The sequence below is a fragment of the Alloyangia mangrovi genome (assembly GCF_002300555.2).
GTDB lineage: Bacteria > Pseudomonadota > Alphaproteobacteria > Rhodobacterales > Rhodobacteraceae > Salipiger > Salipiger mangrovi.
This window is the reverse complement of record NZ_NTHN02000014.1, coordinates 42,935-68,109: the sequence shown is the minus strand read 5'-3', so window position 1 is coordinate 68,109 and position 25,175 is coordinate 42,935. Positions and strand designations below refer to the sequence as shown.

The 25,175-nt window shown below is 67.1% G+C and carries 25 protein-coding genes; 9 read left to right on the top strand and 16 right to left on the bottom strand.

Annotated features, from left to right (window positions below):
- Positions 1-4: 4 nt before the first annotated feature.
- Positions 5-1,348 carry a Na(+)-translocating NADH-quinone reductase subunit A gene (locus CLG85_RS09845; RefSeq protein WP_095882820.1) on the bottom strand — a complete coding sequence of 448 codons (1,344 nt, stop codon included), beginning with the start codon at positions 1,346-1,348 and terminating at the stop codon, positions 5-7.
- A gap of 164 nt (positions 1,349-1,512) precedes the next feature.
- On the opposite strand from CLG85_RS09845, the gene CLG85_RS09840 reads away from it, so the two are divergent.
- Complete coding sequence (locus tag CLG85_RS09840) at positions 1,513-2,541, top strand: FAD:protein FMN transferase (RefSeq protein ID WP_235865430.1); 1,029 nt, start codon at positions 1,513-1,515, stop codon at positions 2,539-2,541.
- A 32-nt stretch (positions 2,542-2,573) separates the two neighbouring features.
- Entirely contained in the window at positions 2,574-2,822 is a 249-nt protein-coding gene (nqrM, locus tag CLG85_RS09835; protein WP_095882818.1) for a (Na+)-NQR maturation NqrM, read from the top strand.
- Positions 2,823-2,915: 93 nt separating this feature from the next.
- Here nqrM and CLG85_RS09830 read toward each other — a convergent pair whose 3' ends face one another.
- Entirely contained in the window at positions 2,916-3,098 is a 183-nt protein-coding gene (locus CLG85_RS09830) for a hypothetical protein (RefSeq protein ID WP_095882817.1), read from the bottom strand.
- An 81-nt stretch (positions 3,099-3,179) separates the two neighbouring features.
- Between CLG85_RS09830 and CLG85_RS09825 the strand changes: the two genes are divergently transcribed.
- Positions 3,180-3,701 (top strand): CBS domain-containing protein, encoded by a 522-nt coding sequence (locus tag CLG85_RS09825; protein ID WP_095882816.1) that lies wholly within the window; start codon positions 3,180-3,182, stop codon positions 3,699-3,701.
- A gap of 70 nt (positions 3,702-3,771) precedes the next feature.
- On the opposite strand, the gene CLG85_RS09820 is transcribed toward CLG85_RS09825, so the two are convergent.
- The 8 genes from CLG85_RS09820 to CLG85_RS09785 form a co-directional block, all read right to left on the bottom strand.
- Complete coding sequence (locus CLG85_RS09820) at positions 3,772-4,446, bottom strand: DUF1028 domain-containing protein (protein ID WP_095882815.1); 675 nt, start codon at positions 4,444-4,446, stop codon at positions 3,772-3,774.
- 7 nt (positions 4,447-4,453) lie between these two features.
- Positions 4,454-4,879 (bottom strand): RidA family protein, encoded by a 426-nt coding sequence (locus CLG85_RS09815; RefSeq protein WP_092422995.1) that lies wholly within the window; start codon positions 4,877-4,879, stop codon positions 4,454-4,456.
- Positions 4,880-4,896: 17 nt separating this feature from the next.
- On the bottom strand, positions 4,897-6,177 hold the full coding sequence (locus CLG85_RS09810) for a flavin-containing monooxygenase (protein WP_095882814.1): 1,281 nt from the start codon (positions 6,175-6,177) through the stop codon (positions 4,897-4,899).
- A 189-nt stretch (positions 6,178-6,366) separates the two neighbouring features.
- Positions 6,367-7,353: a bile acid:sodium symporter family protein gene (locus CLG85_RS09805; protein ID WP_095882813.1), complete on the bottom strand. Its 987-nt coding sequence runs from the start codon at positions 7,351-7,353 to the stop codon at positions 6,367-6,369.
- A 61-nt stretch (positions 7,354-7,414) separates the two neighbouring features.
- The gene (locus CLG85_RS09800) at positions 7,415-9,004 is read right to left on the bottom strand and encodes a gamma-glutamyltransferase family protein (RefSeq protein WP_260348800.1); all 1,590 of its coding nucleotides are present in this window, start codon (positions 9,002-9,004) and stop codon (positions 7,415-7,417) included.
- Positions 8,988-10,505 (bottom strand): tripartite tricarboxylate transporter permease, encoded by a 1,518-nt coding sequence (locus CLG85_RS09795; RefSeq protein WP_260348798.1) that lies wholly within the window; start codon positions 10,503-10,505, stop codon positions 8,988-8,990. The genes CLG85_RS09800 and CLG85_RS09795 overlap by 17 nt, the downstream gene beginning before the upstream one ends.
- 1 nt (position 10,506) lies before the next feature.
- Complete coding sequence (locus CLG85_RS09790; RefSeq protein ID WP_095883459.1) at positions 10,507-11,022, bottom strand: tripartite tricarboxylate transporter TctB family protein; 516 nt, start codon at positions 11,020-11,022, stop codon at positions 10,507-10,509.
- Entirely contained in the window at positions 11,019-11,966 is a 948-nt protein-coding gene (locus tag CLG85_RS09785; protein ID WP_095883460.1) for a tripartite tricarboxylate transporter substrate binding protein, read from the bottom strand. Before CLG85_RS09785 ends, CLG85_RS09790 begins: the two co-directional genes overlap by 4 nt.
- A gap of 141 nt (positions 11,967-12,107) precedes the next feature.
- Here CLG85_RS09785 and CLG85_RS09780 point away from each other — a divergent pair, with 141 nt between their 5' ends.
- Positions 12,108-12,992 carry a LysR family transcriptional regulator gene (locus CLG85_RS09780; RefSeq protein ID WP_095883461.1) on the top strand — a complete coding sequence of 295 codons (885 nt, stop codon included), beginning with the start codon at positions 12,108-12,110 and terminating at the stop codon, positions 12,990-12,992.
- A 25-nt stretch (positions 12,993-13,017) separates the two neighbouring features.
- Here CLG85_RS09780 and CLG85_RS09775 read toward each other — a convergent pair whose 3' ends face one another.
- Positions 13,018-13,293 (bottom strand): hypothetical protein, encoded by a 276-nt coding sequence (locus CLG85_RS09775; RefSeq protein ID WP_095883462.1) that lies wholly within the window; start codon positions 13,291-13,293, stop codon positions 13,018-13,020.
- 176 nt (positions 13,294-13,469) lie between these two features.
- Positions 13,470-14,708 carry an aminopeptidase gene (locus CLG85_RS09770; protein WP_095883463.1) on the bottom strand — a complete coding sequence of 413 codons (1,239 nt, stop codon included), beginning with the start codon at positions 14,706-14,708 and terminating at the stop codon, positions 13,470-13,472.
- 163 nt (positions 14,709-14,871) lie between these two features.
- Here CLG85_RS09770 and CLG85_RS09765 point away from each other — a divergent pair, with 163 nt between their 5' ends.
- From CLG85_RS09765 to CLG85_RS09755, 3 genes are all read left to right on the top strand, one after another.
- Positions 14,872-15,357 (top strand): NUDIX hydrolase, encoded by a 486-nt coding sequence (locus tag CLG85_RS09765; protein ID WP_095883464.1) that lies wholly within the window; start codon positions 14,872-14,874, stop codon positions 15,355-15,357.
- 5 nt (positions 15,358-15,362) lie between these two features.
- Positions 15,363-16,877 (top strand): inorganic phosphate transporter, encoded by a 1,515-nt coding sequence (locus tag CLG85_RS09760; RefSeq protein ID WP_095883465.1) that lies wholly within the window; start codon positions 15,363-15,365, stop codon positions 16,875-16,877.
- Between the two features lie 125 nt (positions 16,878-17,002).
- On the top strand, positions 17,003-18,922 hold the full coding sequence (locus tag CLG85_RS09755) for a DEAD/DEAH box helicase (protein ID WP_260348796.1): 1,920 nt from the start codon (positions 17,003-17,005) through the stop codon (positions 18,920-18,922).
- A gap of 109 nt (positions 18,923-19,031) precedes the next feature.
- Here CLG85_RS09755 and CLG85_RS09750 read toward each other — a convergent pair whose 3' ends face one another.
- Both CLG85_RS09750 and CLG85_RS09745 read right to left on the bottom strand, forming a co-directional pair.
- Positions 19,032-20,525 carry a DHA2 family efflux MFS transporter permease subunit gene (locus tag CLG85_RS09750; protein ID WP_260348795.1) on the bottom strand — a complete coding sequence of 498 codons (1,494 nt, stop codon included), beginning with the start codon at positions 20,523-20,525 and terminating at the stop codon, positions 19,032-19,034.
- A gap of 69 nt (positions 20,526-20,594) precedes the next feature.
- Positions 20,595-21,629: an HlyD family secretion protein gene (locus CLG85_RS09745; RefSeq protein WP_260348794.1), complete on the bottom strand. Its 1,035-nt coding sequence runs from the start codon at positions 21,627-21,629 to the stop codon at positions 20,595-20,597.
- 261 nt (positions 21,630-21,890) lie between these two features.
- Between CLG85_RS09745 and CLG85_RS09740 the strand changes: the two genes are divergently transcribed.
- Entirely contained in the window at positions 21,891-22,553 is a 663-nt protein-coding gene (locus CLG85_RS09740; RefSeq protein WP_095883478.1) for a TetR/AcrR family transcriptional regulator, read from the top strand.
- A gap of 41 nt (positions 22,554-22,594) precedes the next feature.
- On the opposite strand, the gene ocd is transcribed toward CLG85_RS09740, so the two are convergent.
- Positions 22,595-23,659, bottom strand: a complete 1,065-nt coding sequence (gene ocd, locus CLG85_RS09735; RefSeq protein WP_375796909.1) for an ornithine cyclodeaminase — start codon at positions 23,657-23,659, stop codon at positions 22,595-22,597.
- On the bottom strand, positions 23,659-24,585 hold the full coding sequence (gene rocF, locus CLG85_RS09730) for an arginase (protein ID WP_095883469.1): 927 nt from the start codon (positions 24,583-24,585) through the stop codon (positions 23,659-23,661). Before rocF ends, ocd begins: the two co-directional genes overlap by 1 nt.
- Before the next feature lie 120 nt (positions 24,586-24,705).
- Between rocF and CLG85_RS09725 the strand changes: the two genes are divergently transcribed.
- The gene (locus CLG85_RS09725) at positions 24,706-25,134 is read left to right on the top strand and encodes an Lrp/AsnC family transcriptional regulator (RefSeq protein ID WP_095883470.1); all 429 of its coding nucleotides are present in this window, start codon (positions 24,706-24,708) and stop codon (positions 25,132-25,134) included.
- Positions 25,135-25,175: the final 41 nt, after the last annotated feature.

Here is a 25,175-nt window from a genome sequence, read left to right as displayed (position 1 = left end):
GGTCTTAGCCCTCCTTTTCGATCTTGCTGAGGCTGTCGCGAAGGGCGATGCCGTATTCGTATTTGGCCGGGCAGGCGAAGCCAACGAGCCCGAGGTCTTCCTCGTCCAGCTCCAGCGCCCCCAGCGCCTGCGCCGTGTCGGTGTCCATCACCAGCAGCGCGCGCAGCAGTTGCGTCGGCAGGTAGTCCTGCGGCATCAGCTCCTCGAAGGTGCCGAGCGGCACCATGGCGCGGCGGCCGCCGTTGAGGTTCGAGGTCAGCGCGTAGAGCTTCTTGGTGAAGGCCGAGCCGAGCACCGGCTGCACCGCGAACTTCGAGCCCATCGGGCGGATCCAACCCATCGGGATTTGCTTGTGGTCTTCCTCGATCAGGGTGATCTGCCGTGCGTAACGGCCAAGGAAAGCGTTCGGCCCCGCGCCCATGCGGCCGCTGAGGATCGAGCCGGAGATGACCCGGACGGGGGCACCGGCCTTGAGGTCCTCGGCGCAGAGCTCTTCCATCGAGGCGCCCGCGAGGGTGCGCACCAATCGCGGACGGCCGCACATCGGGCCGGACAGGGCGATGATGCGCGACGCGTCGAGACGGCCGGTCTCGAGCAGTTTCCCGATGGCGATCACGTCATGGTAGCCGATGCTCCAGACGGTCTTGGAGGCCGAGGGCGGCTCGAGGAAATGCATGTGCGTGCCCGCAAGGCCCGCCGGATGCGGCCCCGAGAAGCCCGCGGCGGTGATCCCCGGCAGATCTGCGCCGGGCACCGTCGCGCCGATTTCCTGGCACAGGTAGACGTTGCCCTCGGTCAGCAGCGGCAGCGCCTGCAGGCCACGGGCGAAAGCGTCGGCGTCCTCGGCGATGATCGTCGCGGCATCGCCACTGAGCGGCTCGCTGTCCATCGCGGTGACGAAGATGGCGGCGGGACGATCCTCGGCGCCGGGCACCTTCGAATAGGGACGGGTACGGAACGAGGTCCACAGGCCGGAGGCGCAGAGCTTTGCAGTCAGGCCCTCGGCAGTGGTGGCGTCGCCGACAGAGGAGAAATCCACGGGCTCGGCGGCGCTCGGATCGACCTCGATCTCAACCGAGATCAGCACCCGGCGCGGGCCGCGATTGATCGCCTTGATTCGCCCCGAAACCGGTGCCGTGACCTGAACCTCGGGCGTGTCCTTATGGGCCAGAATCGGCGCGCCGGCGGCGATCAGATCGCCCTCCTGAACCGCCACTCTCGGCTTCAAACCGATGTAATCCTGCCCCAGAACCGCAACGGTCCGGACCGCTGCACCGTCTTCGATTCCGCCTACGGGTGTCCCCAGCACCGGGACATCGAGACCTTTTCTCAACGTATATTGCTGCACGTCGCTTCGTCCTGTCCATTTTCCGGCAGCCTTATGCGCCGCAACGCCGCAGTTTGGAAGAGTTTGACGAGAAAGTTTCGAATTTAATGTTGAATCACCCGCCAAAACGGCTCAGAAGCCCTTTGTCTCATCGTCGACCCTACAGCTTCCTGCGGAGATACCGGATGAACCCTCTTACCTTTTCTCGCCGTAGCTTCCTCGTGATGCCTTTCGCGCTGGCCGCCTGCAAGAAAGGGTGGTCCGTGCTCGAACTCTCCGGGCTGACCATGGGCACGAGCTACTCGATCGCGGCCATCGACCACAGCAACAAGATCGAGAAGGCCGATCTGCAGAAGGCCGTGGACGCCAGCCTGACGCAGGTGACCGCGCAGATGTCGAACTGGGATGCCAGCTCGGAAATCTCGCGTTTCAACGCCGCCGGTGCCACCGATCATTTCGCCGTCTCGCCGGAAGTTGCCCACGTGATGAGCGCCGCGCATGAGATCAACGCCGCCACCGGCGGCGCCTTCGACGTCACCGTCGGCCCGCTGATCGACCTCTGGGGCTTCGGCGCCGGCAAGAGCCGCAACGACATGCCCTCCGAGGCCGAGATCGCGCAGGCGCTGGCCTGCTGCGGCCAGTCGCAGTCTGTGGCTGTCGGCAATGGCGCGCTGCAGAAGATTCGCCCCGAGGCCGAGGTATACCTCTCGGCGATCGGCAAGGGCTTCGGCATCGACCAGGTCGCCCGCACCCTCGCCAGCTTCGGAATCACCGACTACATGGTCGAGGTGGGTGGCGATCTCTACACCGCGGGCAAGAACCCCGACGGCCAGCCCTGGCACATCGGCATCGAGACCCCGGAAGCCTTCAACCGCGGCGTTCAGCAGGTCGTGGCCGTGTCGGACATGGGCATGGCGACCTCGGGCGATTACCGCAACTACTTCGACTTCGAAGGCAAGCGCTACTCGCACATCATCGACGCCACCACCGGCCGCCCGGTGACCCACAACACCGCCTCGGTGACCGTGATGGCCGAGAACACCATGCTGGCCGACGCCTGGGCGACCGCGCTGCTGGTGCTGGGCCGCGAGCGTGGTCTCGAGATCGCAAATCAGCGTGATATGGCGACACTCTTCATTGATCGCTCGGGCAAGGCGGGCGACAAGGGCTTCGAGATCACCGCCAGCGACCGCTTCACCGCGCTGCAGGCCTGATCGCCTCCCGCCGCTGAAAAGGACGTTTCGACGTGTCGACCTTCCTGCTTGCCTTCGGACTGCTGATGATCGTGATGCTGGGCATGGCGCTCGGCGTCATTCTCAACGGGCGCACGATCAAGGGCAGCTGCGGAGGGCTCAACGCCATTGCCGGTGCCGACCGCTGCGTGGTCTGCAAACAGGAAGTCGACCCAGACAGCCCGCTCCGCGACCGTCTGCACTGCCCCAAGGCGCGCAAGATGCTTGAGGAGATGGAGCGCGAGGAACGCGCGGCGACCTGAGCGGCATGCATCATCCGAATTCGAAACGCCGGCCTTCGGGCCGGCGTTTTCATTTTCGGTGGATTGGTATTGCTGGCCCGGAGCCGGGTGGCCTCAGCCCCCAGTCAGCGGCGTCAGCCCCAGCACCAGCAATACCGCCGCCGCGATCAGTCCGAACACCCAGAGCTGCCAGCGCGGACCTTCGGCCTTCCACACGCTGCGGTAGCGATAACCGGCGAGGCAGGCGATCACGAAGAGCACCGTGGCGCTGGCGGGAGTCAGCGTAAGCTCGGGCAAGATTCAGACCTCTCGGCTGGAATTCGTTTACTCGTGCGCTGATTGCACTAACCTGAAAGAGGTTCAAGGGAGGGTAACGCCATGCCAGCTTCATACAAACCTCATACCCGCGACGACGACGATCACGAACGCAGCCACAGCCAGTCTGTCGAAACCAACCTGTCGGCAGCCGAGGCGACGGTGCAGCACGTGCTGAACAGCAAGAACGGCGAGCTCTACTGGATCCAGCCGCAGGAGACCATCGGCACGGCCGTCGAGGTGCTGCGCGACCAGCGCATCGGTGCGCTTCTGGTCAAGGATCCGCAGGGAGAGCTGGTCGGGATCCTCTCGGAGCGCGACATCGTCCGCCGCCTCGCCGACACGCCGGGGCGCACCCTGCCGCAGACCGTGGCCGAGCTGATGACCACGAAGGTCGAGACCTGCACCCCCGACGAGACGCTCGTGCGAGTGCTTCGCCGGATGACCGACGGGCGCTTCCGCCACATGCCTGTTCTGGATGGTGATGATCTGATCGGCATGATCTCGATCGGCGACGTGGTGAACTACCGGCTGACCGCGCTGGAATACGAGGCGCTGAAGCTCAAGCAGCTCATCGTCGGCTGAGACCACCCCGACGCAACCAAAAGGGCCGCGTCCTTGCCGGACGCGGCCCTTTTGTCTTCCGCCGCTACGCTCACTCGTCGCCCGGCACCCCGTAGGAGGGCGCCTCGCGCGGGTCGAGCGCGCGCTGCACGTAGGCCTCGAGCTGGGGCTTGTAGACCTCCCAGGCGGCGGCCACCGCCTTGATCGGGCAGTCGTCGGTCCAGTCGCAACGCAGGTCGGCCACGGGCCAGCTCACCTTGTCTACGATCTTGAGACCCGCCGAATGCACCGGCCCGGCCTCTCCCCCTGCCGCAAGCGCACCGCGCAACGCGGCGATCAGCCGGTCGCCGATATGGCCCGTGGCCTCCAGATAGGCATCGACCATGGCCTGCGGCACGCCGTCATTGGCCAGCAGGTTGCCGCCCGAGGCCGCGTTCTCGGCCTGCGCCTGCGTCCAGATGCCAAGCGAATTCGGCCCCGAGTGGATCGCCGTGCGCCCTGCGGCATCCACCGCCAGAACCTGCCGGTAGGCGATGAACGTGCCGCGCTTCTGGACCTCGGCGATGGCCTCGGGCGCGCTGAGCCCCCCTTCCATCAGGTCAAGCGCCAGCGGACCAAGCGAAGGGTCCGTGACGTTCTGCGTGGCCACCGCCCCCACCCCGGCGCGCGCAAAGGAGCAACGCGCCGCAACGGCGGGCGAGGAGGACGAGATCACCAGACCGAACATACCGGTCTCGGGGCAGCGGGCGACAAGCGAGAAGGTCATGTCGCGATCAGGCCTTGTAGTCGTGCGGGATGACGGCGGTCGCCTCGATCTCGACCAGCCAGTCGGGACGCGCCAGCGCGGTCACGACAAGACCGGTGGACACCGGGTGCACGCCCTTGATGTATTCGCCCATGGTCCGGTAGACCGCCTCGCGGTTGCGCACGTCGGTCAGGAACACCTGCACGCGGCAGACATGCTCCATCGCGCCGCCGCATTCCTCCATCAGCTGGCGGATGTTCTGCATGACCTTATGGGTCTGCTCGACGGGGTCGTGGCTCTCGATGTTCTTGGCATCGTCTAGGTTCTGCGGGCACTGGCCGCGCAGGAACACCATCTTTCCCTCGGCAACCACCGCCTGGCAGAGATCGTTGTCGAGCTTCTGCTCGGGGTAGGTGTCCTTGGTGTTGAACTTGCGGATGCGGGTATGGGCCATCTGGCGCTCCGTTGGGGTTATTCTGCGGCCTTCGCCGGTTGGCGGCGGCGGGCCTGGTCGTCGTAGCTGGAATAGCTGCGCTGGATCACGATCTGATCGGCGATGTAGCGGGCGTCGTGCCAGACGCCCCAGATGAAACTCGACCCGCGGCGCGACAGCCACGGCAGGCCGAGGAAGTAGAAACCGCGCTCGGGCGAGACCCCACGCTCCTGCACAGGGCGGCCCCTGTCATCGAGCACGTTGAGCTCCAGCCAGCCGTAATCAAGCGCGTAGCCGGTCGCCCAAAGGATCGTCCCCACCCCGGCCTCGGCGAGATCGAGCCTGCGCAGCGGCTCGGTCACGCAATCCGGGTCCGGCAACATCCGCCATGCCTCGGGTTCCTCGGGCAGGTCGAGCCCGTTGCGCGCGGCGTATGCGTCTGCCTGCTCGAGCATCGACAGGTAATCGGCGTCGCCCTGACGGATGTTGCGCAGGAGATCCTCGCCGAAGCTCAGCCGGCCATCGGCATAGCCCTCGGTGCGGCCGACAAGCGTGATGCCCTCCGCCGCGAGCTGGCGGAAATCGACGGTCCGCCCGCCCTGCGCGCCGCTCACTGCGATGGTCACATGCTCGGTGCCCGGTGTCGGGGCGGGGATGTCCCACAGCCCCAGCACCCCCAGCCACCAGCAGTAGTCGCGGCCGCGATAGCTCCGCGGCGGGCGGCCGTGCGGGCCGACCGAGAGATAGACCTTGCGCCCCGCCCGGTTCAGCTCGTCGGCGATCTGCGCGCCCGAAGAGCCCGCGCCCACCACCAGTACCGCGCCCTCGGGAAGCTGGTCCGGATTCCGGTACTGCGCCGAATGGAGCTGCAGGACCGGCGCCTCCTGCGGCACGACGGGCGGGATCACCGGGGTCTGGAACGGACCGGTGGCCGAGACGACGTTCCGAGCCTCGATCACCCCCTCCGAGGTCTCGACCCGGAAACCCACTCGCCCGTCGAGGCGCCGGACCTTGGTCACCTCCACCCCGCAGCGGATCGGCGCGCCATGCTTGGCGGCGTAGCGCTCGAAGTAATCGGCCACGGTATCCTTGCCCGGGAAGGCCTCGCCGTCGCCGTCGAATTCCATGCCGGGAAAGCGGTCGTGCCAGGCCGGGCCGTTGGCAACCAGCGAATCCCAGCGGCCGCTGCGCCAGCGCTCGGCGATGCGGCTCTTTTCCAGCACGAGATGCGGGACGCCTTCGCGGGTGAGATGCTCGCTCATGGCGACACCGGCCTGTCCCGCGCCGATGACCAGCGTGTCGGTGGTTTCAACGGGCATGGCGAGTCCTTTTCCGGCCGGGGTCGACCCGAGGTAAGTACCGCGCCGCCGGCGACTGACAAACCATGAAATTCATCGCCTTGGATTAGCCGCGTCCTAACCCAGCGAGGCGTGCTCTTCCCGCCGGGCCGCTACGTCAAAAGGCCCGGCATCTGCCGGGCCTTCGGGACGCATGAAAGGAGGCCTGCGTCAGCTCGCCGGGACGGCCTCGGCCTGTTCGCGCCGCGCCGCCTTCTGCGAGACGAAGGCGCAGACCAGCAGCTGGCTCATGTGGTAGATCATCACCGGCAGCACGATCGCCCCGACCTGGTCGGCGGCAAAGAGCGCCGTCGCGATCGGCAGGCCCGAGGCGAGGCTCTTGGTCGAGCCGCAGTAGAACAGCACCGCCCGATCCGGGTACGGCAGGCCGAAGAGCTTACCCGCCCCCACCATCAGCAGCATCGCGATGGCAAGGAAAAGCAACACCACCAGCACCAGCATGATCAGGCTCGCGGTCGGGATCCGCTGCCACAGGCCCGAGACCGTGCCTGCGCTGAAGGCCGAATAGACGATCAGCAGGATCGAGCCGCGGTCGACCACCATCGTCAGCAGCTTGTGGCGCTTGACGAAGTCGCCGACCCAGGGCCGGAGGAGTTGTCCAAGGACGAAGGGCAGAAGGATCTGCGTGCCGATCTTGACGATCGAGTCGAAGCTCACCCCGCCATCCCCCTGGTGCAGCATCAGCGCCACGAGGGCGGGTGTCAGCGCCACGCCGACGATGTTCGACAGCGACGCGGCGCAGATCGCCGCGGGCACGTTGCCCCCGGCGATCGAGGTGAAGGCGATCGAAGACTGCACCGTCGAGGGCAACACCGACAGGAACAGCAGCCCCAGGGTGACCGTCGCTCCGAGGGCTGGCGAGAAGACCCAGGCCAGGAACAGGCCAAGCAGCGGGAACATCGCGTAGGTCGCGGCAAAGGTCAGCCCCTGCAGCCGCCAGTTCAGTAGTCCCGCGCGCACCGACGAAGGGTCGAGCTTGGCCCCGTAGAGAAAGAACAACAGCGCGACAGCCCAGAAGGTCACGTGCTTCAAACCCGCGGCCGCGATGCCCTGCGCTGGCAGCAACAGGCCAAGGCAGACCGTGGCGATGAGCAACAGCATGTAGGTGTCGATGCCGATGCGTTTGAGATACTTCATCTCTTCTCCTGCTCTTTCCTCTCCGGCGCGCGCGCCGCTCCCATCGTGGTGCGGATGGGCCTCAGAACCCTGCGGCCTGCCCATCCTTACGCGGATCCGAGCCTGCCGCAAAGCCGCCTTCCGGCAGACGGTGCACCAATTGTGCACCACCAAAGCCAAAGGCGTTGTCCGGCGCCTCGACCTGCACCTTGTGGCCGAGCGCTTTGAGACCCTCCAGCAGGTCCGGCGCCATGCTCGGCTCGCAGGCCAGGTCGAGCCCCTCGATCATCCGCCAGCGCGGCGCGTCGGCCGCAGTCTGCACGTCCTGATCCCAGAGCTCGGTGCGCAGCAGCAACTGCATGTGGCCCTGCGCCTGGATCGGCCCGCCCATCATGCCGAAGGCCATGAGCGGCTCACCCTTCTTCATGGCAAAGCCCGGGATGATCGTGTGGAAGGGACGCTTGCCGCCCGCCACCCGGTTGGGATGGCCCTCCTCGGTGGTGAAGCCGAAGCCACGGTTCTGCATCGACACGCCGGTGCCCGGAACCACCACGCCCGAGCCGAAGCCGGCGTAGTTGGACTGGATGAAGCTCACCATCATGCCCGAGGCATCCGCCACGTTCAGCAGCACCGTACCGCCGCGCTTCGGCGCGCCGGGGCCGAAGTCCTGTGCCTTGTCTTCCGAGATCAGCGCAGCGCGGGACTTGAGGTACTCCGGATCCAGCAGCGCGGTCTCGTCGACCTCGGTCATGTGATCGCGGTCGGCGACGAAGGCGTGCAGGTCGGCATAGGCCAGCTTGATCGCCTCGATCTGCAGGTGCACGGCGGTCAGATCGTCCGGGCCGTGATCGCGGATCGAGGTGTGCTGGAGCATCCCCAGCGCCATGAGCGCGGCGATCCCCTGCCCGTTCGGCGGGATCTCGTGCAGCTCGACGTCGTCGAAGGACTGGCTGACCGTGCCGCACCAGTCGGGCTTGTGGCTGGCCAGATCCTCCATGGTCATCGCGCCGCCATGGGCCTTGGCGAAAGCGACGATCTCCTCGGCGATCTCGCCCTCATAGAAGGCGCGGCCCTTGGTTTCGGCAATCGCCCGCAGGGTGCGCGCGGCGCCCGGGTTGCGGAAGCGCTCGCCCGCCTTGGGCGCGCGGCCGCCGGGCAGGAAGGTCTCGGCAAAGCCAGGCTGCTTGCCCAGCGTCTCGCCGCCTTTGGCCCAGAGCGTGGCGATCACCGGCGAGACGATGAAGCCCTCTTCCGCGTAGCGGATCGCGGGCGCCAGCACCGTCGCCAGCCCCAGCTTGCCGAAGCGCTCCGACAGCTCGACCCAGGCGCTGACCGCGCCCGGAACCGTCACCGCGTCCCAGCCGTGCTGGACCATGCCGTTCGGGAAGCGTTCGGGCGACCAGGCGGCGGGCGCGCGGCCCGAGGCGTTGAGCCCGTGCAGCTGCTTGCCGTCCCAGAGGATGCAGAAGGCATCCGAGCCGAGACCGTTGCCGGTGGGCTCGACCACGGTCAGCGCGGCGGCGGTGGCGATCGCGGCATCCACCGCGTTGCCGCCCTGCTGCAGGATGGTCAGCCCGGCCTGCGTGGCCAGCGGCTGCGAGGTCGCCACGATGTTTTCAGCCAAGACAGGCGAACGGCGCGACGGGTAGACGGGATCATGACGCAGGCGCATCGGTGCTCCTCCCGGAAGTTTTACGTTGTTTCAGATGGCCGCGGATCGCCCAGGCGATCGAGACGACGGCCGCGATGAGGAAGATGAGGCTGATCGGGCGGGTGAAGAACAGCGACGGGTCGGCATCGGTCATCAGCGCCCGGCGCAGGTTGGTCTCGGCGATCGGGCCGAGAATGACGCCCAGCACCAGCGGCGCCAGCGAGTAGCCGAGCGCGCGCAGCGCGTAGCCCGCCACCCCGATGAAGCCGAGCAGGTAGAGGTCGGTCACCCGGTTGTTGAGCGCGAAGGAGCCGACGACGCAGCAGACCATGACCACCGGCACGATAAGCCATTTCGGCACCTCGGCGACGCGCAGGAACATCCGCATCGACACCACCGAGACGAAGAGCATCATCAGCGAGGCGACCGCCATGGCGATGAACATGCCGTAGACGAGGTCTGCGTGGTCCATGATCAGCCGCGGGCCGACCGAGATGCCGTGCACCATCAGCGAGGCCATGAGGATCGCGTCCACCGCCGAGCCCGGGATGCCGAGGCCGATGAGCGGTATAAGACCGCCACCGGCGGTGGCGGAGTTGCCCGCCTCCGAGGCGACGACGCCATCGGGGTTGCCCTTGCCGAAGCTGTCGGGATCCTTGGAGTTGCGCTTGGCCTGGTCGTAGGCGACGAGGTTGGCGATCGAGCCCCCTGCCCCCGGCAGCGCGCCGATCAGCACGCCGACGATGGACGAGCGGATCAGGTTCACCGGGCGCAGCAGCACCTCCTTCATCACCTTCCAGGTCTGGAAGTCGATGGCGCCGGTCACCAGCGCATTGCCCGAGCGGACGGATTTCGCATCCTCGACCTCGGAGGTCAGCTGCGAGATCGCGAAGATGCCGATCAACACCACGAGGAACGGCAGCCCGGTCTCCAGCATCTCGATGCCGAAGTCGAAGCGCGGCCGGCCCATGATCGGATCGGTGCCGACGGTCGAGATGGCCAGGCCGATGAGACCCGCCAGCAGGCCGCGGATCACGCTGTCGCCGACGAGGCTGGCGACGATGGTCAGCGCGAAGACGATCAGCGAGAAATATTCCCACGGGCCGAGCTTCACCGCGAACATCGCCAGCGGCGGCGCGGCGACGATCAGCACCACGGTCGAGATGATCGTGCCGAAGAACGAGGCCCAGACACCCAGCGACAGCGCCCGTCCGGGCTCGCCGTTGCGGGCCATGGGGAAGGCGTCGAAGGTGGTGGCCACCGACGAGGGCGTGCCGGGAATGCCGAGCAGCGCGGCAGAGATCAGGCCACCGGTGTAGCCGCCCACGTAGACCGAGAGCATCACCGCGATGCCCTGCAGCGGCTCCATGGTGAAGGTCAGCGGCAGCGTCAGCACGATGGCCATGGTGACGGTGAAGCCGGGGATCGCGGCGGCGATGATGCCGGCCAGCGAGCCAGCGAGCATGTAGATCAGCGTGGCGAGCGTGAAAATCTGCGCCGCACCGGAAAGGAAGCTGTCCATATCAGAGCACCCCGCGCGGCAGGAAGACGGTGAAGACCTCGGCAAAGAGCCAGTTCAGCCCGAAGGAGAAGACCGCCGCCACGATTACCGCCACCAGCAGCGTCGCGGGGCGGCGCGGCATGAGCACCAGCTCGAGCCCGAGGATGAAGAGGAAACTCGCGACCGAGAAGCCGAGTAGCGGGATCGCCAGCAGGTAGACCGCCAGCGTCGCCAGAACGACAAAGACCAGGTAGCGGCGCCTGGCCCAGGCCACGGTCTGGCAGGCAAAGCGGCCATAGGCGCCGGCGGGGATCTTGCGCAGCGCGTCGATGATGGCGATCACCGCCACCAGCGCGATGCCGGCGAAGACGATCTTGGGAAACGCCCCCGCGCCGAGTTTCTCGAAGCGCGAGGTGGGAATCGCAGTGGCCGAGACAAACAGCCCGACCGAGGCGAGAAGGATCAGCACGTAGCTCAGGAGGCGGGCAATCTCGCCCGCCTCCCGTGCCTGCTGCTTGTCGTAGCCGGCGTCGCTCACGGTGCGAGAACCTCTGCCAGCGACTTCACGGTCTCATCGAGCTTCGACAGGTAGGTGCGGAAGTCCTCTTGGCCGCGGAAATCGACCGAGGCACCGGCGTTGTTGGTCTGCTCGATGTAGGTCTCGTCCTTCGACAGCGCCTCGAGCGCCGCTTCCATCTTGTCGCGGGCCTCCTGCGGGGCGCCCTTCGGCATCACGATGCCGCGGGTCACCTGCAGCTCGAGATCGGCGCCAAGCTCCTTGAAGGTCGGCACTTCGGGGGCTTCGTCCACGCGCTCCGAGGCGCCGACGGCGAGGAACTGCAGATCGCCGTTGTCGACGAACTGCTTCGACGACGAGATGTCGCCGATCGCCGCGTCGAGGTTGCCGCCGACGAGGGCGCGCACCCGCTCGCCGGTGCCTTCATAGCCGACGTATTGGAACTGCAGGCCGTAGGCCTGTTCGATCATCGCCGCGTGCAGGTGCGGCACGCCGCCCAGGGTGACGCCCATGGTGATCTCGCCCGGGTGAGCCTTGGCGAAGGTCACGAACTCCTCGAAGTCCGAGTAATCCTCTGTCGGATGCACCACGAGGTACTGCGGCGAGGCGGTCATCAGCGCGATCGGCTCGAAGTCATCCCAGCGGAGGTCGGTGATGCCGGTCTCGGAGGCGGTCAGCAGGCCTTCGTGCACCTGGCTGATGGTGTAGCCATCGTTGGCGCGGCGCGAGGCTTCGCGCAGGCCGACGGTGCCGCCGACGCCGGGCATGTTGATGATCGGCATCTCGGTGCCGAGGTAGGGCGCGATATTGCCTGCGATGAGGCGCATCAGCGTGTCCGACCCGCCGCCCGGCGACCAGGGCACGATGAACTCGACCGGGTGGTCGGGGTAGTCGGCGGCGCTGGCAGGCGCGGCGGTGAGCGTGGCGGCGGCAAGGAGGGCGGCAAGGCCCGTGCGAAGGTTCATGGGGAGGCTCCCTGTGTATGTTGGCAAGCTGGCGGTTTCTCCGCCGACGTTCTGGTTGGGTAACCCCGAAGTAACACAAGGCGAAGCCACACAAAGCGCGAAGTTATTGCCATTATCTTTAGCTTTACTTACTTTGCGCCAATGGATACCCGACAGCTACAGACCCTTCTCGCCATCGAGCAGCATGGCGGTTTCGCCGCCGCGGCACAGGCGATCAACCTCACCGCCTCGGCGGTCAGCCAGCAGGTCTCGGCGCTGGAGGCGGAACTGGGCGTGCAGCTCTACGACCGCACGCGGCGCCCGCCAGTGCTCACCGCCAAGGGCGCCGAGATGCTGCGATCGGCACGGCAGATCCTGCGCATCGTCACCGAGACCAGGGCCTCGGTCACCGGCGGCGACGTCGGTGGCACGCTGGCCTTCGGCACACTGCGCACCGGGGCGAACTCGCTGGTGCCGCAGGCGCTGGCCTCCTTGCAGGGCCGCTATCCCGAGCTCAGCTTCCGCCTGCGCATCGGCATGTCCGAGGAACTCATGGCCGAGGTGGTCTCGGGCCAGCTCGACGCGGCGCTGGTCGCCGAGCACGTCGCTGTGCCGCCGAGCCTGCGCTGGACCGAGGTGCTGAGCGAGCCCTTGGTGGTGATCACGCCGCCAGGCACCGGCGGACTGGCGATCCACGACCTCGTGCGGCAGGTGCCCTACATCCGCTACCGCACGCAGGTTCCGCTGGCGCGCCAGATCGATACCGAGATTGCCCGGCTTGGCGTCGCGCCGCGGCAAGTGGTCTCGGTCAACACGATGACCGCGGTGGTGGGCTGCGTGCGGGCGGGGCTGGGTTTTGCGATCATCCCCTACGTCGCACTTCAGGATTCGATCACCGCGGCGCTCGACTGGTTTCCCTTCGGCGCGCCGCCGATCCACCGCCGGCTCGGCGTGGTGCAGCGCCCGACCACCAGCCGGGCCGAGGTGCTCTCAAACCTGATCGCCGCGCTGATCGAGCATGGCCGCCCGCGCGACGATCACGATTGATCGGAAAGAGGCGTCAACTGTGGCGTCAACTGCGGTCTTCGATCATCCGCGCAAGCGCAGGATCATCGCCGAAGAAGGGCTCCGACGAGACGCCCATGGCGTCCCATTGGTCGGGCTGGATCATCAGGCGACCGCGCAGCTCGTTCTGAAATGGGCTGATCTTGCCCGAACGCCGGGCGCGGGCCTTCAGCAGCTCGCCTTCGATCGCAGACCCGACATCGCGGTATTCACCGCGGGCCACGAGGCCTTCCGCATAGGAAAGAATCTCGCCGCTGATGGTGACTGTCTCTGTCTTGCGCATGAACCAACCCCCTCATACTCGCGTGGCAGCGGATTAAGTGTACCCCGAGTCGCCCTGTGGACAATGCGCTAAGTTAACGTGCAGTTAATACTTTTGGCGCCCGTGCGACGCGAAAGCCGCGCCGGGTTTCCCCGGCGCGGCTCCCGCGATTTTCATCTTGAAAGAGGCGCCGGGCCTCAGGCCCACTCGCCCTTGCGGAAGACCGGCACGCGTGTGCCATCCTCGCGGATGCCGTCGATGTCGGTCTCGGCGTCGCCGATCATCCAGTCGACGTGGATCATCGAGCTGTTGCCGCCCTGCGCCGCGACCTCATCCGGCGTAAGCGAGGCGCCATCGAGGAAGCACTTCGAGTAGCACTGACCCAGCGCGATGTGGCAGGCGGCATTCTCGTCGAAGAGCGTGTTGTAGAACAGCAGGCCCGACTGCGAGATCGGCGAACTGTGCGGAACCAGCGCCACTTCACCGAGGCGCGCCGCGCCCTCGTCGGTCGCCAGCAGCTCGCGCAACACTTCCTCGCCCTGCGAGGCCCTGGCCTCGACGATCCGGCCACCTTCGAAGCGCACCTCGATGCCGTCGATCAGGCTGCCTTGGTGCGACAGCGGCTTGGTCGAGCGTACGGTGCCCTCGACGCGATGCGCGTGCGGGGTGGTGAAGACCTCTTCGGTCGGCACGTTCGGGTTGCACACGACGCCGTTCTGCGAGGTGCTGGCGCCGCCGTGCCACTCGTGGCCATCCGCCAGCCCGATGGTCAGGTCGGTGCCCGGGCCGGTGAAATGCAGCGCCGAGAAGCGCTCGGCGTTCAGCCACTCGGTGCGGGCGCGCAGGGTCGCGTTGTGCTCGGCCCAAGCGGCGACGGGGTCGTCGCCGGTGACCCGCGAGGCGGCGAAGATCGCCTCGGCCAGCTTGGCCTGCGCCTCGGGCTCGGAAAGCTCGGGGAACATGCGCTTGGCCCAGGCCACGCCCGGCCATGCGCAGATCGACCAGTTGATGTTGAAGTTGGTGATCTTCTCCATTGCCGGCTTGTAGGCGATCGAGTTGGCCTTGCCGGCGCGCGACACCTTGGCCGGGTCCTGCCCGGCGAGCAGCATCGGGTCCTCGCCGACGATGGCCATGCGTGCGGCACCCTCGCCGAAGGCCTCGGCCATGCCACCATAGAGCCAGCCCGCAGCGGCGTCGAAGCTGGCGTCCTGGCCTTCCTCGAAGCGCGCCAGCGCAACGTCGGAATCCGACAGCAGCGGGGTCACCAGCGAGGCGCCGGCGCGATAGGCGGCGCGGGTCACCGCGCGCACCAGCGGCAGCGCCGAGACCGGGGCGGTCAGCACGAGCTGCTGGCCGGGCTGGATGTTCACGCCGGTGCGCACGGCCACTTCGGCAAGCCGGTCGATCAGCGTCGGGTCGATGGGGGTCGACGTCATGGAAAACTCCTGTGTCTGTCTCGTTGCGGCAAAGCTGGGCCTGCGGCGTAGGACAGTCAAGCGCCGGCCCGCCAGCGTGACCTTGCGTGAAACGGTCACATGTGAGCGCACGCGTCCCGATATAGATTGAAGATCTCCCGGCTTCGGTGCTAGGAGGCGCGCCATGTTTCGAAACCTCTGGCATAAGGTGATCGGCCCGGCGTTCCGGCGGCCGCCGCGATTTCAGGTCGCGGCGATGTGCTATCGTCATGCTGATTGCCCCGAGGGTCTGGAGGTGCTGCTGATCACCTCGCGGGACACCGGGCGCTGGGTCCTGCCCAAGGGCTGGCCCAAGGCCGGGCTCGACTCCGCCGGGGCCGCGCTCGAGGAAGCCTGGGAAGAAGCCGGCGTCGTCTTCGGGAGCGGAGATACCGCCGAGATCGGCAGCTACCGGTACCAGAAGCGTCTCGACGGCGGCCTGCCGCTCGACACGGTGGTCTTTGTCTATGCCGCCGAGGTGCGCGCGCTCAGCGACGACTACCCCGAGGCCGGCCAGCGCGAACGGCGCTGGGTCTTGCCGAGGGAAGCGGCTAGGATGGTCGACGAACCCGGGCTGCAGGCCCTGCTGGCCCGGGTGCCGAGCCTCCTGCCCCAGCCCGAGATCAGCTGACCCCCATGACCGAGCCCAGGCACCGCGCGGGCCGCCCCGCGTCACAGCGCGACTCCGAGCAGGACTGGCCGACCCTGGACAAGGATCTCGGACGTCTGTCTTTGATCGAATCCGCGGCCATCCACACCGCCCGTCCGCTGGTCGGCGTCGGAGTCTCGCTGCTCTTCATCGCCATCGTCACCGCAATCGTCGCCGTCGCGGCGGGCGAGCTGCAGGGCACGCTGATGATCTCCATCGCCGCCGCCTTCGCCGCCTACATGGCGCTGAACGTCGGCGCCAACGATGTCGCCAACAACATGGGCCCGGCGGTGGGGGCGAACGCCCTGTCGATGGCCGGGGCCATCGCCATCGCCGCGCTCTTCGAGACCGCCGGCGCCATGCTCGCCGGCGGCGAGGTGGTCTCGACCATTTCCAGTCGCATCATCGCGCAGGGCGAGATCACCGACAGCGCGCATTTCGTGCAGGCAATGATGTCCGCCATGCTGGCCGCCGCCATCTGGATCAACGCCGCCACCGTGCTGCGTGCGCCGGTCTCCACCACCCATGCGGTGGTCGGCGGGGTCATGGGCTCGGGCATCGCCGCGGCGGGCTTCGGGACGGTGAACTGGTCCACGATGAGCGCCATCGCCGCCAGCTGGGTGATCTCGCCGATCATGGGCGGGGTGATCGCGGCGGCGGTGCTCGCCTTCATCAAGTGGAAGATCATGTACGTGCCCGACCGGATCGCCGCGGCGCGCGTCTGGCTGCCGGTGCTGATCGGGGTGATGGCGGGGACCTTCGCCTGCTATCTCGCGCTCAAGGGGCTGCGGCAGGTGATCGATCTCGATCTCCACGAGGCGGCGCTCGTCGGCCTCGCGGTCGGGCTGCTGTCCTGGCGGCTCTCGGTGCCGCTGGTGCGGCGGCAGTCGCAGGGCATGGCCAACCGCAACGCCTCGCTCAAGGCGCTGTTCCGCCTGCCGCTCGTGGTCTCGGCCGGGCTGCTCTCCTTCGCCCATGGCGCCAACGACGTGGCCAATGCGGTCGGCCCGCTCGGCGCCATCGTCCGCGCGCTGCAGACCGAGGACCGCGCCACCGAGCTTGGGGTGTTGCCGCATTGGGTGCTGATGATCGGCGCGCTGGGGATCTCCTGCGGCCTGATCTTCTTCGGCCCGCGGATGATCCGCATGGTCGGCAGCCAGATCACCAAGCTCAACCCGATGCGCGCCTACTGCGTGGCGCTCTCGGCGGCGCTGACGGTGATCCTCGCCTCCTGGCTCGGGCTGCCGGTGAGCTCGACCCATATCGCGGTCGGCGGCGTCTTCGGCGTCGGCTTCTACCGCGAATGGTACGTGGCCCGCCGCGCCCGTCACGCCGACCCGAAGCGCGCCGCCAAGGTGCTCCCGCCCGAGGAGCGCCAGCGCCGCAAGCTGGTCCGCCGTTCGCATTTCATGACGATCATCGCCGCCTGGCTGGTGACGGTGCCCGCCTCGGCGCTGCTGTCGGCGCTTTGTTTCCTACTGATCACCACGTTGGTCGGCTGAGCTCAATCGGCGCTTTACGGACCGGGGTGCAGGGTATATAGCGCACCCTTTCCCGGCGCCCTGACTCGGTCTGACTCCTCGTACCGACATCCCTCGCCGACAGTCCTTGGATCGGATCTCAGACCTTGAAACAAACCCTCGCAGCCGCTCTGCAAGCCCGCGGATATGAAACGCTCACCCCGGTGCAAGAAGCCGTGGCCGACCCGGCCATCGCCGGTGCCGACCTGCTGGTTTCCGCGCAGACCGGTTCGGGCAAGACGGTGGGCTTCGGCCTTGCCATTGCCCCCGCAATCCTCGGCGACGCCGAGAGCTTCGGCGCCGCTGGCGCGCCGGAAGCGCTGATCATCGCCCCCACCCGTGAACTGGCCCTGCAGGTCCGCCGCGAGCTGAGCTGGCTCTACGCCGAAGCCGGCGCGGTCATGGCCTCCTGCGTTGGCGGCATGGACGCGCGCACCGAGCGCCGGGCGCTCGAGCGCGGCGCGCATATCGTCGTGGCCACCCCGGGCCGTCTGTGCGACCACCTGCGCCGCGGCGCGCTTGACCTGTCGCAGGTCAAGGCCGTGGTGCTCGACGAGGCCGACCAGATGCTCGACCTCGGCTTCCGCGAAGACCTCGAGACCATCCTCGAGGCCTCCAACCCCGAGCGCCAGACGCTGCTCTTCTCGGCCACCGTCTCGCCGCAGATCGCCCAGCTGGCGCAGCGCTACCAGCGCGACTCGCAGCGCATCCAGGTGCAGGGCGGGGCCAAGCAGCACTCCGACATCGAATACCGCGCGGTGATCGTCGCCCAGGGCGACCAGGAAAACGCGATCACCAACCTGCTGCGCTTCCACGAGGCGCCCAACGCCATCGTCTTCGCCAACACCCGCGCCACCGTGTCGCGGCTGGTGTCGCGCCTGACCAACCGCGGCTTTGCCGTGGTGGGCCTGTCGGGCGAGCTGAGCCAGGACGAGCGCAGCCACGCGCTGCAGGCGATGCGTGACGGCCGTGCCCGCGTCTGCGTGGCGACCGATGTCGCCGCCCGCGGCATCGACCTGCCGAACCTCGACCTGGTGATCCACGCCGAGCTGCCGCAGAGCAACGAGGCGCTGCTGCACCGTTCGGGCCGCACCGGCCGCGCCGGGCGCAAGGGCATCTCGGCACTCATCGTGCCGCTGCGTGACCGCAAGAAGGCCGAGCGCATCATGCGCTTCGCCAAGGTCGAGGCCGAGTGGGGCGAAGCCCCCAGCGCCGACGCCGTGCTCGAGCGTGACGAGGCGCGGATGCTGGCCGATCCCATGTGGACCGACCCCTCGCCCGAGACCGACGCCGCGCTGGTGACCCAGATCACCGAGAAGTACAGCGCCGAGGAGATCGCCCAGGCTATGGTGCGCCAGTGGCGCAGCCTGCGCTCGGCCCCCGAGGAGCTGCTGCCGGTCGACGCCCGCGCCGAGAAGGCGCCGCGCACCGAGCCCTTCGGCCCGAGCCGCTGGTTCACCGTTACCGTCGGCCGCGAGGGCAATGCCAACCCGCGCTGGCTGCTGCCGAAGATCTGCCGCGCCGGCAACATCACCCGCGAGGCGCTCGGCGCCATCCGCATCGCCGACGAGCTGACCTACGTCGAGATCGCCGACAGCGCGGTCGAGGGCTTCCTCGAGGCGCTCGGCCCCGACATGGAAGTGGCGCAGGGGCTGGTGATGGAGCAGGTCGACGGCCTGCCCGAAGAGCTCAAGAGCGCGCCGCGCGGCCCCAAGAAGCCCGGCGGCTTCAAGAAGGAAGGTGGCTTCAAGAAAGAGGGCGGCTTCCGCAAGGAAGGCGGTTTCAAGAAGGAAGGTGGCTTCCGCAAGGAGGGTGGCTTCAAGAAGGAAGGCGGCTTCAAGAAGAAGGAAGGCTTCGGTGGCCCCGGCGGCTTTAAGCGCAAGTCCGAGGACGGCGACTTCGAGCGCCCGCGCCGCGAGCGTGCCGAGGGCGACAAGCCCAAGGGCAAGTTCGGTGCCAAGAAATCCTTCAAGGACACCGATGGTGCCCACAAGAAAGCCGGCCCCAAGAAGCACCGCAAGGGCTGAGGTCCGCGCCTCGATTGCTGAATGAAAAGAAGGCCGCCGGACGATCCGGCGGCCTTCTTCGTTGTCTGCAAGTCCGGCCCGCGACCCGTCCCGCGGAGCGGGCCGCGCGTCAGTGCGCCGCCGCCCCTGCCCCCTTGGCCGGAGGCTTCATCGCCAGCGCCATGACCGCAAGCCCGGCAAAGAGCACGGTGATCAGCAGGAAGACATCGACAAAGGACATCACCGTTGCCTGCTCGGCCACGCGCCCGGCCATCTGCTGCAACGCGCCCTTGTCACCGTCGATGCCCTGCGCCGAAAGGTTCTGCCCCATCATCTCGAGCTGGCGCAGCGCCTCGGGATTGTCCCAGCTCAGCGCCTCTTTCAGCCGCGCCGTATGCAGCGCGCCGCGATCGGTCAGCGCCGTGTTGATCAGCGCCAGCCCCACCGCACCGCCAAGGTTGCGCATCAGGTTGTAGAGCCCCGAGGCGCTCTTCATCTTCTGCGGCGGCAGCGTGCCGAGCGCGAGGTTGTTGATCGGCACCATGCAGATCATCAGCGACAGCCCGCGCAGCACCTGCGGCCACAGCAGTTCCTGGAAATCCCAGTCGGCGGTCATGCCGGTGAGCATCCAGGACGACACCCCGAACCCGATGAAGCCCATCATCAGCATCAGCCGCAGGTCCATCTTCGACGACAGTATCCCCGCCAGCGGCGCCGAGACGAACATGGCAAGCCCCGACACGAAGACCGTCTCACCGGTCATCAGGCTGTCGTAGCCGCGGATCGACGACAGATAGAGCGGGTAGAGATAGGTCATTCCGTAGAGCCCGATCCCCATCACGAAGCTGAACACCGAACCGACGGCGAAGTTGGTGTCGGCAAAGGCCGAGAAATCCACCACCGGGTTCTTCAGCGTGAAGGCGCGCCAGAAGGTGACGATCCCGCCGACCACCATGACCACGAAGAGCACGGCAACGATTTCATCCTGGAACCAGTCGTTGCCCGGCCCTTCTTCCAGCACGTATTCCATCGCGCCGAGGAAACAGGCCAGCGCCCCGAGGCCGATCCAGTCGAAGCTGTCGAAGAGCTTCCAGTCGGGCTTGTCGAAATCGACCAGCGCCAGCACCCCCAGGGTCACCGCGATGCCCGCCGGCACGTTCACCAGGAACAGCCAATGCCAGCTCATCGCGTGGCTGAGATAGCCGCCGACGGTCGGCCCGACGGTGGGCGCGAGCGTTGCGACGAGGCCGATCAGCGGCGAGACGATCGCCCGCTTCGACGGCGGGAAGAGCGTGAAGGCGGCGGCAAAGACCGAGGGGATCATGCCGCCGCCGAGGAAGCCCTGCACCGCGCGCCACAGGATCATCTCGTTGATCGACCCCGAGGTGGCGCACATGAAGGACGCCCCGGTGAAGCCCGCCGCCGAGATGGCGAAGAGATACCGCGTCGACATCATCCGCCCGAGCAGGCCCGAGAGCGGGATCATGATCACCTCGGCGATCAGATAGGAGGTCTGCACCCAGCTGATCTCATCCGCCGAAGCACCGAGACCCGCCTGGATCTCGGGCAGCGAGGCCGAGACGATCTGGATGTCGAGGATCGCCATGAACATGCCGAAGACCATGACGAAAAAACGCCGCGACCCTGCGCGGCGTAAGTTCGGGTTCTGCGGCCTGGGGTTGGGCTGCGGTGCTCATTTCGAGACCTCCGCATGCTCCGTGCCCGCGGGCGCGGTGCGCTGGTCGATCTCGACCACCACCGACAGGCCGGCGCGCAGGCCCTGCGTGCCTTCGGGCAGCTCGATGCGCACCGGCACCCGCTGCACGATCTTGGTGAAGTTGCCGGTGGCATTGTCAGCTGGCAACAGCGAGAAGACCGAACCGGTGGCCGGCGCGACCGAGACCACGCGGCCCTCGACTTCATGGCCTTCCATGGCATCGATGCTGACCTTGACGGTCTCGCCCGGATGGATCCCGGCGAGCTGGGTTTCCTTGAAGTTCGCCTCGACGTAGAGCCCGTGATCCGGGACCACGGCGGCAAGCCGCGCGCCGATGCTGACCAGCTCGCCCTCTTCGATGGCGATATTGGCGACGGTGCCGTCAAATGGCGCGCGCAGCACGGTATGATCGAGATCCCGCTGCGCCTGCGCGATGTCGAGCTCCATCTCGCGGCGGCTGGACTCGGTCTCGGCCCGTTCCGCCTTCAGCACCTCGACCTGCGCCTCGGCGCCCTTGATCGCGGCGGCGGCGGCGGCGCGGTTGGCCTTGGCGGTCTCGAGCGCCTCGGTGGCATCGTCGAGATCGGCCTGCGAGGTCACCTTGCGTGCCGCCAGCCCCTCGGCCCGGGTCAACGCGGTCTGCGCGCTGCGCAGCGCGGCCTCGGCAGCGGACAGCTCGGCTTCCGCCTGCGTCACACTGGCCTCTGCGGCGGCGGTCTCGGCGTCGATGCGGGCCAATGTCCGCTCAAGCGTCGGCAGCTGCGCCTGCTTCTGCTCGAGCGCGATGCGGTAATCCCCATCCTCGATCCGGACCAGCACGTCGCCCTTGCTCACATGCTGGTTCGCCTGCACGGGGATCTCCTCCACATATCCCTGCAGTTTGGACGACACGAGCGAGAGATCCGCCTGAACATAGGCGTCATCGGTCTCGATCATGAAGCGCCCGTCGGTCCACCAGCCGTAGCCCTCGTAGCCCCCTGCCAGCAGTGCGATCAGCGCGATCCCCCCCAAGGATGCGCTTCTTGCGTCCGGACTTCTTCGGCGGCGCCTCGGCGGTTTCGGGAGTGGCGGCCTGCGGAGCCGCGGCGGGGCGGGTCTCGGGATCGGCGGGTTCGATGCGGTCGTGGCGGGACATGAGGAGGTCCTTCGGGTGTCGGAAGCAATTGGGAGGAGGGATTCGCTGATCGAACCGCTCGGTTCGACACGACATAGGAGGCTGCCGCAACGAAATCAAGACTTCATCGAACCGATCGGTTCGATTATATGAAGCGCATGAAACTCGACATACTCACGGAAAAGGCCAAGGCCTGCGCGCAGAAGCGCCGCCACGCTGCGGGCGAAGACCCTGAAAAGCGCCGTCAAATCCTCGACGGCGCGTGGCAGGTCTTTGTCGATCAGGGATTCGATGCCGCCTCGATGAACAGCATCTGCAAGGCGGCGGGGGTCTCCAAGGGCACACTCTATGTGTACTTCGAGAACAAGGAAGACCTCTTCGTCGCGCTGGTCGAGGACAAGCGCCGCGATTTCTTCGACGGAATCTTCGCCCGGCTTGCCGAGGCCGGCACGCTTGAAGAGCGGCTGATGGCCTATGCCATCGGCCTGTCGACGCAGCTCAATTCCGAAGAGGTCATCCGCGCGCAGCGCATCGTGATCAGCGTCGTCGAGCGGATGCCTGAACTCGGCATGCGCTTTTACGATGCCGGGGCGAGGCATTTCCTGAGCTGCCTGCAGGACTTCCTGCGGCGCGAGACCGAGGCCGGCACCTTGAACGTGCCTGACACCGCGCTCGCCGCCGGGCAGTTCATCGAGCTTGCCACCACGTTGACTTGGCGCCCACGGCTCTTCGGCCGCCGCCCCGATGCCCCCACCGAAGAAGAGATCACCCGCGTTGCCAAGGACGCGGTGCGGGTCTTTCTCGCCGCCTACAAAGCATAAGGCGCCCCGGAGGGCGCCTTATGTCAGGTCAGTCCCGCGCCTCAGGCGGCGCGGGTCAGCATGCCGAAAAGATCGCGGGGATCATCCGGGTCGGCCAGCAGGTCGAGCATTTCGCAGAACTCACCGCCCTCGATCAGCCCGTGCACATAGCAGAGCGCCGAGAAGTCCTCGATGGCAAAGCCGACCGAGTCGAAAAGCGTGATCTGCTTCTCGTCGCGCCGCCCGGCTGCCTCGCCGCGCATCACCTGCCAGAGTTCGGTCACCGGGTAATCCGCGTCGAGCTGCTGGATCTCGCCCTCGATGCGGGTCTGCTCGGGGTATTCCACGAAGATGTCCGAGCGCAGCAGGATGTCGCGGTGCAGCTCGGTCTTGCCCGGGCAGTCGCCGCCGATGGCGTTGATGTGGACTCCTGCGCCGACCATGTTGTCGGTCAGGATGGTGGCATATTGCTTGTCGGCGGTGCAGGTTGTGATGACCTGCGCGCCCTCAACTGCAGATTGAGAATCTGCACAGCGCACAACCTCGAAGCCCTGCGCCTTCAGATTGCGCTCGGCCTTGTCGGTCGCCGCCGGGTCGATGTCGTAGAGCCGCAGCTTGTTGATCCCGCAGAGCGCGCGGAAGGCCATGGCCTGGAACTCGCATTGCGCGCCGTTGCCGATCATCGCCATGACCTCGGCGCCCTTGGGCGCGAGGTACCTGCCGACCAGCGCCGATGTCGCGGCGGTGCGCAGCGCGGTCAGCAGGGTCATCTCGGTGAGCAGGATCGGGTAGCCGTTGGCCACCGACGAGAGCACGCCGAAGGCGGTGACGGTCTGGTAGCCCTCACGCATGTTCTTGGGATGGCCGTTGACGTATTTGAAGCCGTAGTTCTCGGCATCAGCCGTCGGCATCAGCTCGATCACACCGTCGCGCGAGTGCGACGCCACGCGCGGCGTCTTGTCGAACTCGGGCCAGCGCTTGAAGTCCTTCTCAATCACCGAGGCAAGCCCGGTGATGAAGGCCTCGACGCCATGGGCGTGCACCAGTTTCATCATGTTCTCGACCGACACGAAGGGCACATAGGCCTGCGCCGACGGTTTGAGTGTGGAAGGTTTCACGGCCATCATCAGAAGCTCCGGGTCATGCGGTCGAGCACGCGGCGGCCAAAGAGGCTCGCCGTCAGGTCGCACAGCAGTTTCGCGGTGCGCCCGCGCTCATCGAGGAAGGGGTTGAGTTCCACCAGATCGAGCGAGCGCACCAGCCCGGAGTCGCCCAGCGTCTCCATGATCAGATGCGCCTCGCGGAAGGTCGCGCCGCCGGGCACGGTGGTGCCCACGGCGGGGGCGATGCCGGGCTCGAGGAAGTCGACATCGAAGCTGACGTGCAGCAGGCCATTGGCTGCCTTCACCTTCGCGAGGAAGGCTTTCAGCGGGGCCAGAACACCGGTCTCGTCGATGGCGCGCATGTCGTGCACCTCGATGCCCTGCTCCGAGATCAGCTTGTGCTCTGCCCTGTCGACCGAGCGGATGCCCATCATGCAGATGTTCTCCACCGGCACGGCGGTGGCGAGCGGCGGGTAGGCGTCATTGCCGGACTGGCCGGTGAAGTAGTTGACCGGGGTGCCGTGCAGGTTGCCGCTGGTGGTGGTCTCCAGCGAATGCAGGTCGGGGTGGGCGTCGAGCCAGAGCACGAAGAGCGGGCGCCCCTGCTCCTGCGCGTAGCGCGCCATCCCGGCGACGGTGCCGGCCGACATGGAGTGATCGCCGCCCATGAAGATCGGCAGGTCATGGCCCTTGGCCGCGTCATAGGCGGCGGCTTCGAGCACCTCGATCCAGGCGATGGTTTCGGCGAGGTTGTGGATCGCTTCGTTGTCGTGTCCCCGCGGGGACAGCGCCGGAATGCTCAGGTCGCCAAGGTCGGTCACCTGCCAGTCGAGCTCGGCCAGCGTCGGCTCGAGCCCCGCGGTGCGCAGGCTGGCGGGGCCCATGAGGCAGCCCGGTTGCGATGCGCCGGTCTGCACGGGGGCGCCGAGAAGGGAACAGGTTCTGGACATGGTGACTCCATCTGGATTTGGCGCAACATGCACCGATCTGTTGGCAAATTCGCTCACCAAAGTGGACAGATCGTCATATTGGCTGTTCACTTTGATCACTTCAGAGATCAAATAGGACGGATGACACAACTCGCCCCCACCGACCGCGCCATTATAGCCGCCCTGCGCGGCGACTCGCGCATGTCGATCACCCAGCTCGCCCAAACCGTCGGAATCTCGCGCACCACGGCCCGCGCCCGGCTCGAGGCGCTGGTGGCCGAAGGTCGGATCCGGCGGTTCACCATCGAAACCGATCAGGATGTCGAAGGCGAAGTGCGCGCGATCACCATGGTCGAGTTGCAGGGCCGGCTGTCGCGCAACGTGATCCGCACGCTGACGCGGATCCCCGAGATCGCGAAGATCCACGCCACCAACGGCGCCTGGGATCTGGTGGTGGAGATACGGACCGACAGCCTCGTCAACTTCGACCGCGTACTGCGCGAGATCCGCGACGTGCCCGGGGTGCTCAACTCGGAGAGCAGCCTTCTGTTGTCGCACGTCGGGGGATGAGCCGGCAGCCCCGTGCCGCCGCTTCGCAATGGTAAACGCCG

Bases quoted from the DNA above. Each gene is read 5' to 3' on its own strand.
- CLG85_RS09825 (WP_095882816.1), top strand. From the start codon at position 3,180: ATGCCAGCTTCATACAAACCTCATACCCGCGACGACGACGATCACGAA.
- CLG85_RS09750 (WP_260348795.1), bottom strand. From the start codon at position 20,525: ATGGTCTTCGGCATGTTCATGGCGATCCTCGACATCCAGATCGTCTCG.
- CLG85_RS09780 (WP_095883461.1), top strand. From the start codon at position 12,108: ATGGATACCCGACAGCTACAGACCCTTCTCGCCATCGAGCAGCATGGC.
- ocd (WP_375796909.1), bottom strand. From the start codon at position 23,659: ATGATGGCCGTGAAACCTTCCACACTCAAACCGTCGGCGCAGGCCTAT.
- CLG85_RS09795 (WP_260348798.1), bottom strand. From the start codon at position 10,505: ATGGACAGCTTCCTTTCCGGTGCGGCGCAGATTTTCACGCTCGCCACG.
- CLG85_RS09740 (WP_095883478.1), top strand. From the start codon at position 21,891: ATGAAACTCGACATACTCACGGAAAAGGCCAAGGCCTGCGCGCAGAAG.
- CLG85_RS09785 (WP_095883460.1), bottom strand. From the start codon at position 11,966: ATGAACCTTCGCACGGGCCTTGCCGCCCTCCTTGCCGCCGCCACGCTC.
- CLG85_RS09765 (WP_095883464.1), top strand. From the start codon at position 14,872: ATGTTTCGAAACCTCTGGCATAAGGTGATCGGCCCGGCGTTCCGGCGG.
- CLG85_RS09810 (WP_095882814.1), bottom strand. From the start codon at position 6,177: ATGCCCGTTGAAACCACCGACACGCTGGTCATCGGCGCGGGACAGGCC.
- CLG85_RS09820 (WP_095882815.1), bottom strand. From the start codon at position 4,446: ATGACCTTCTCGCTTGTCGCCCGCTGCCCCGAGACCGGTATGTTCGGT.
- CLG85_RS09760 (WP_095883465.1), top strand. From the start codon at position 15,363: ATGACCGAGCCCAGGCACCGCGCGGGCCGCCCCGCGTCACAGCGCGAC.
- CLG85_RS09840 (WP_235865430.1), top strand. From the start codon at position 1,513: ATGAACCCTCTTACCTTTTCTCGCCGTAGCTTCCTCGTGATGCCTTTC.
- CLG85_RS09775 (WP_095883462.1), bottom strand. From the start codon at position 13,293: ATGCGCAAGACAGAGACAGTCACCATCAGCGGCGAGATTCTTTCCTAT.
- rocF (WP_095883469.1), bottom strand. From the start codon at position 24,585: ATGTCCAGAACCTGTTCCCTTCTCGGCGCCCCCGTGCAGACCGGCGCA.
- CLG85_RS09815 (WP_092422995.1), bottom strand. From the start codon at position 4,879: ATGGCCCATACCCGCATCCGCAAGTTCAACACCAAGGACACCTACCCC.
- CLG85_RS09805 (WP_095882813.1), bottom strand. From the start codon at position 7,353: ATGAAGTATCTCAAACGCATCGGCATCGACACCTACATGCTGTTGCTC.
- CLG85_RS09770 (WP_095883463.1), bottom strand. From the start codon at position 14,708: ATGACGTCGACCCCCATCGACCCGACGCTGATCGACCGGCTTGCCGAA.
- CLG85_RS09725 (WP_095883470.1), top strand. From the start codon at position 24,706: ATGACACAACTCGCCCCCACCGACCGCGCCATTATAGCCGCCCTGCGC.
- CLG85_RS09800 (WP_260348800.1), bottom strand. From the start codon at position 9,004: ATGCGCCTGCGTCATGATCCCGTCTACCCGTCGCGCCGTTCGCCTGTC.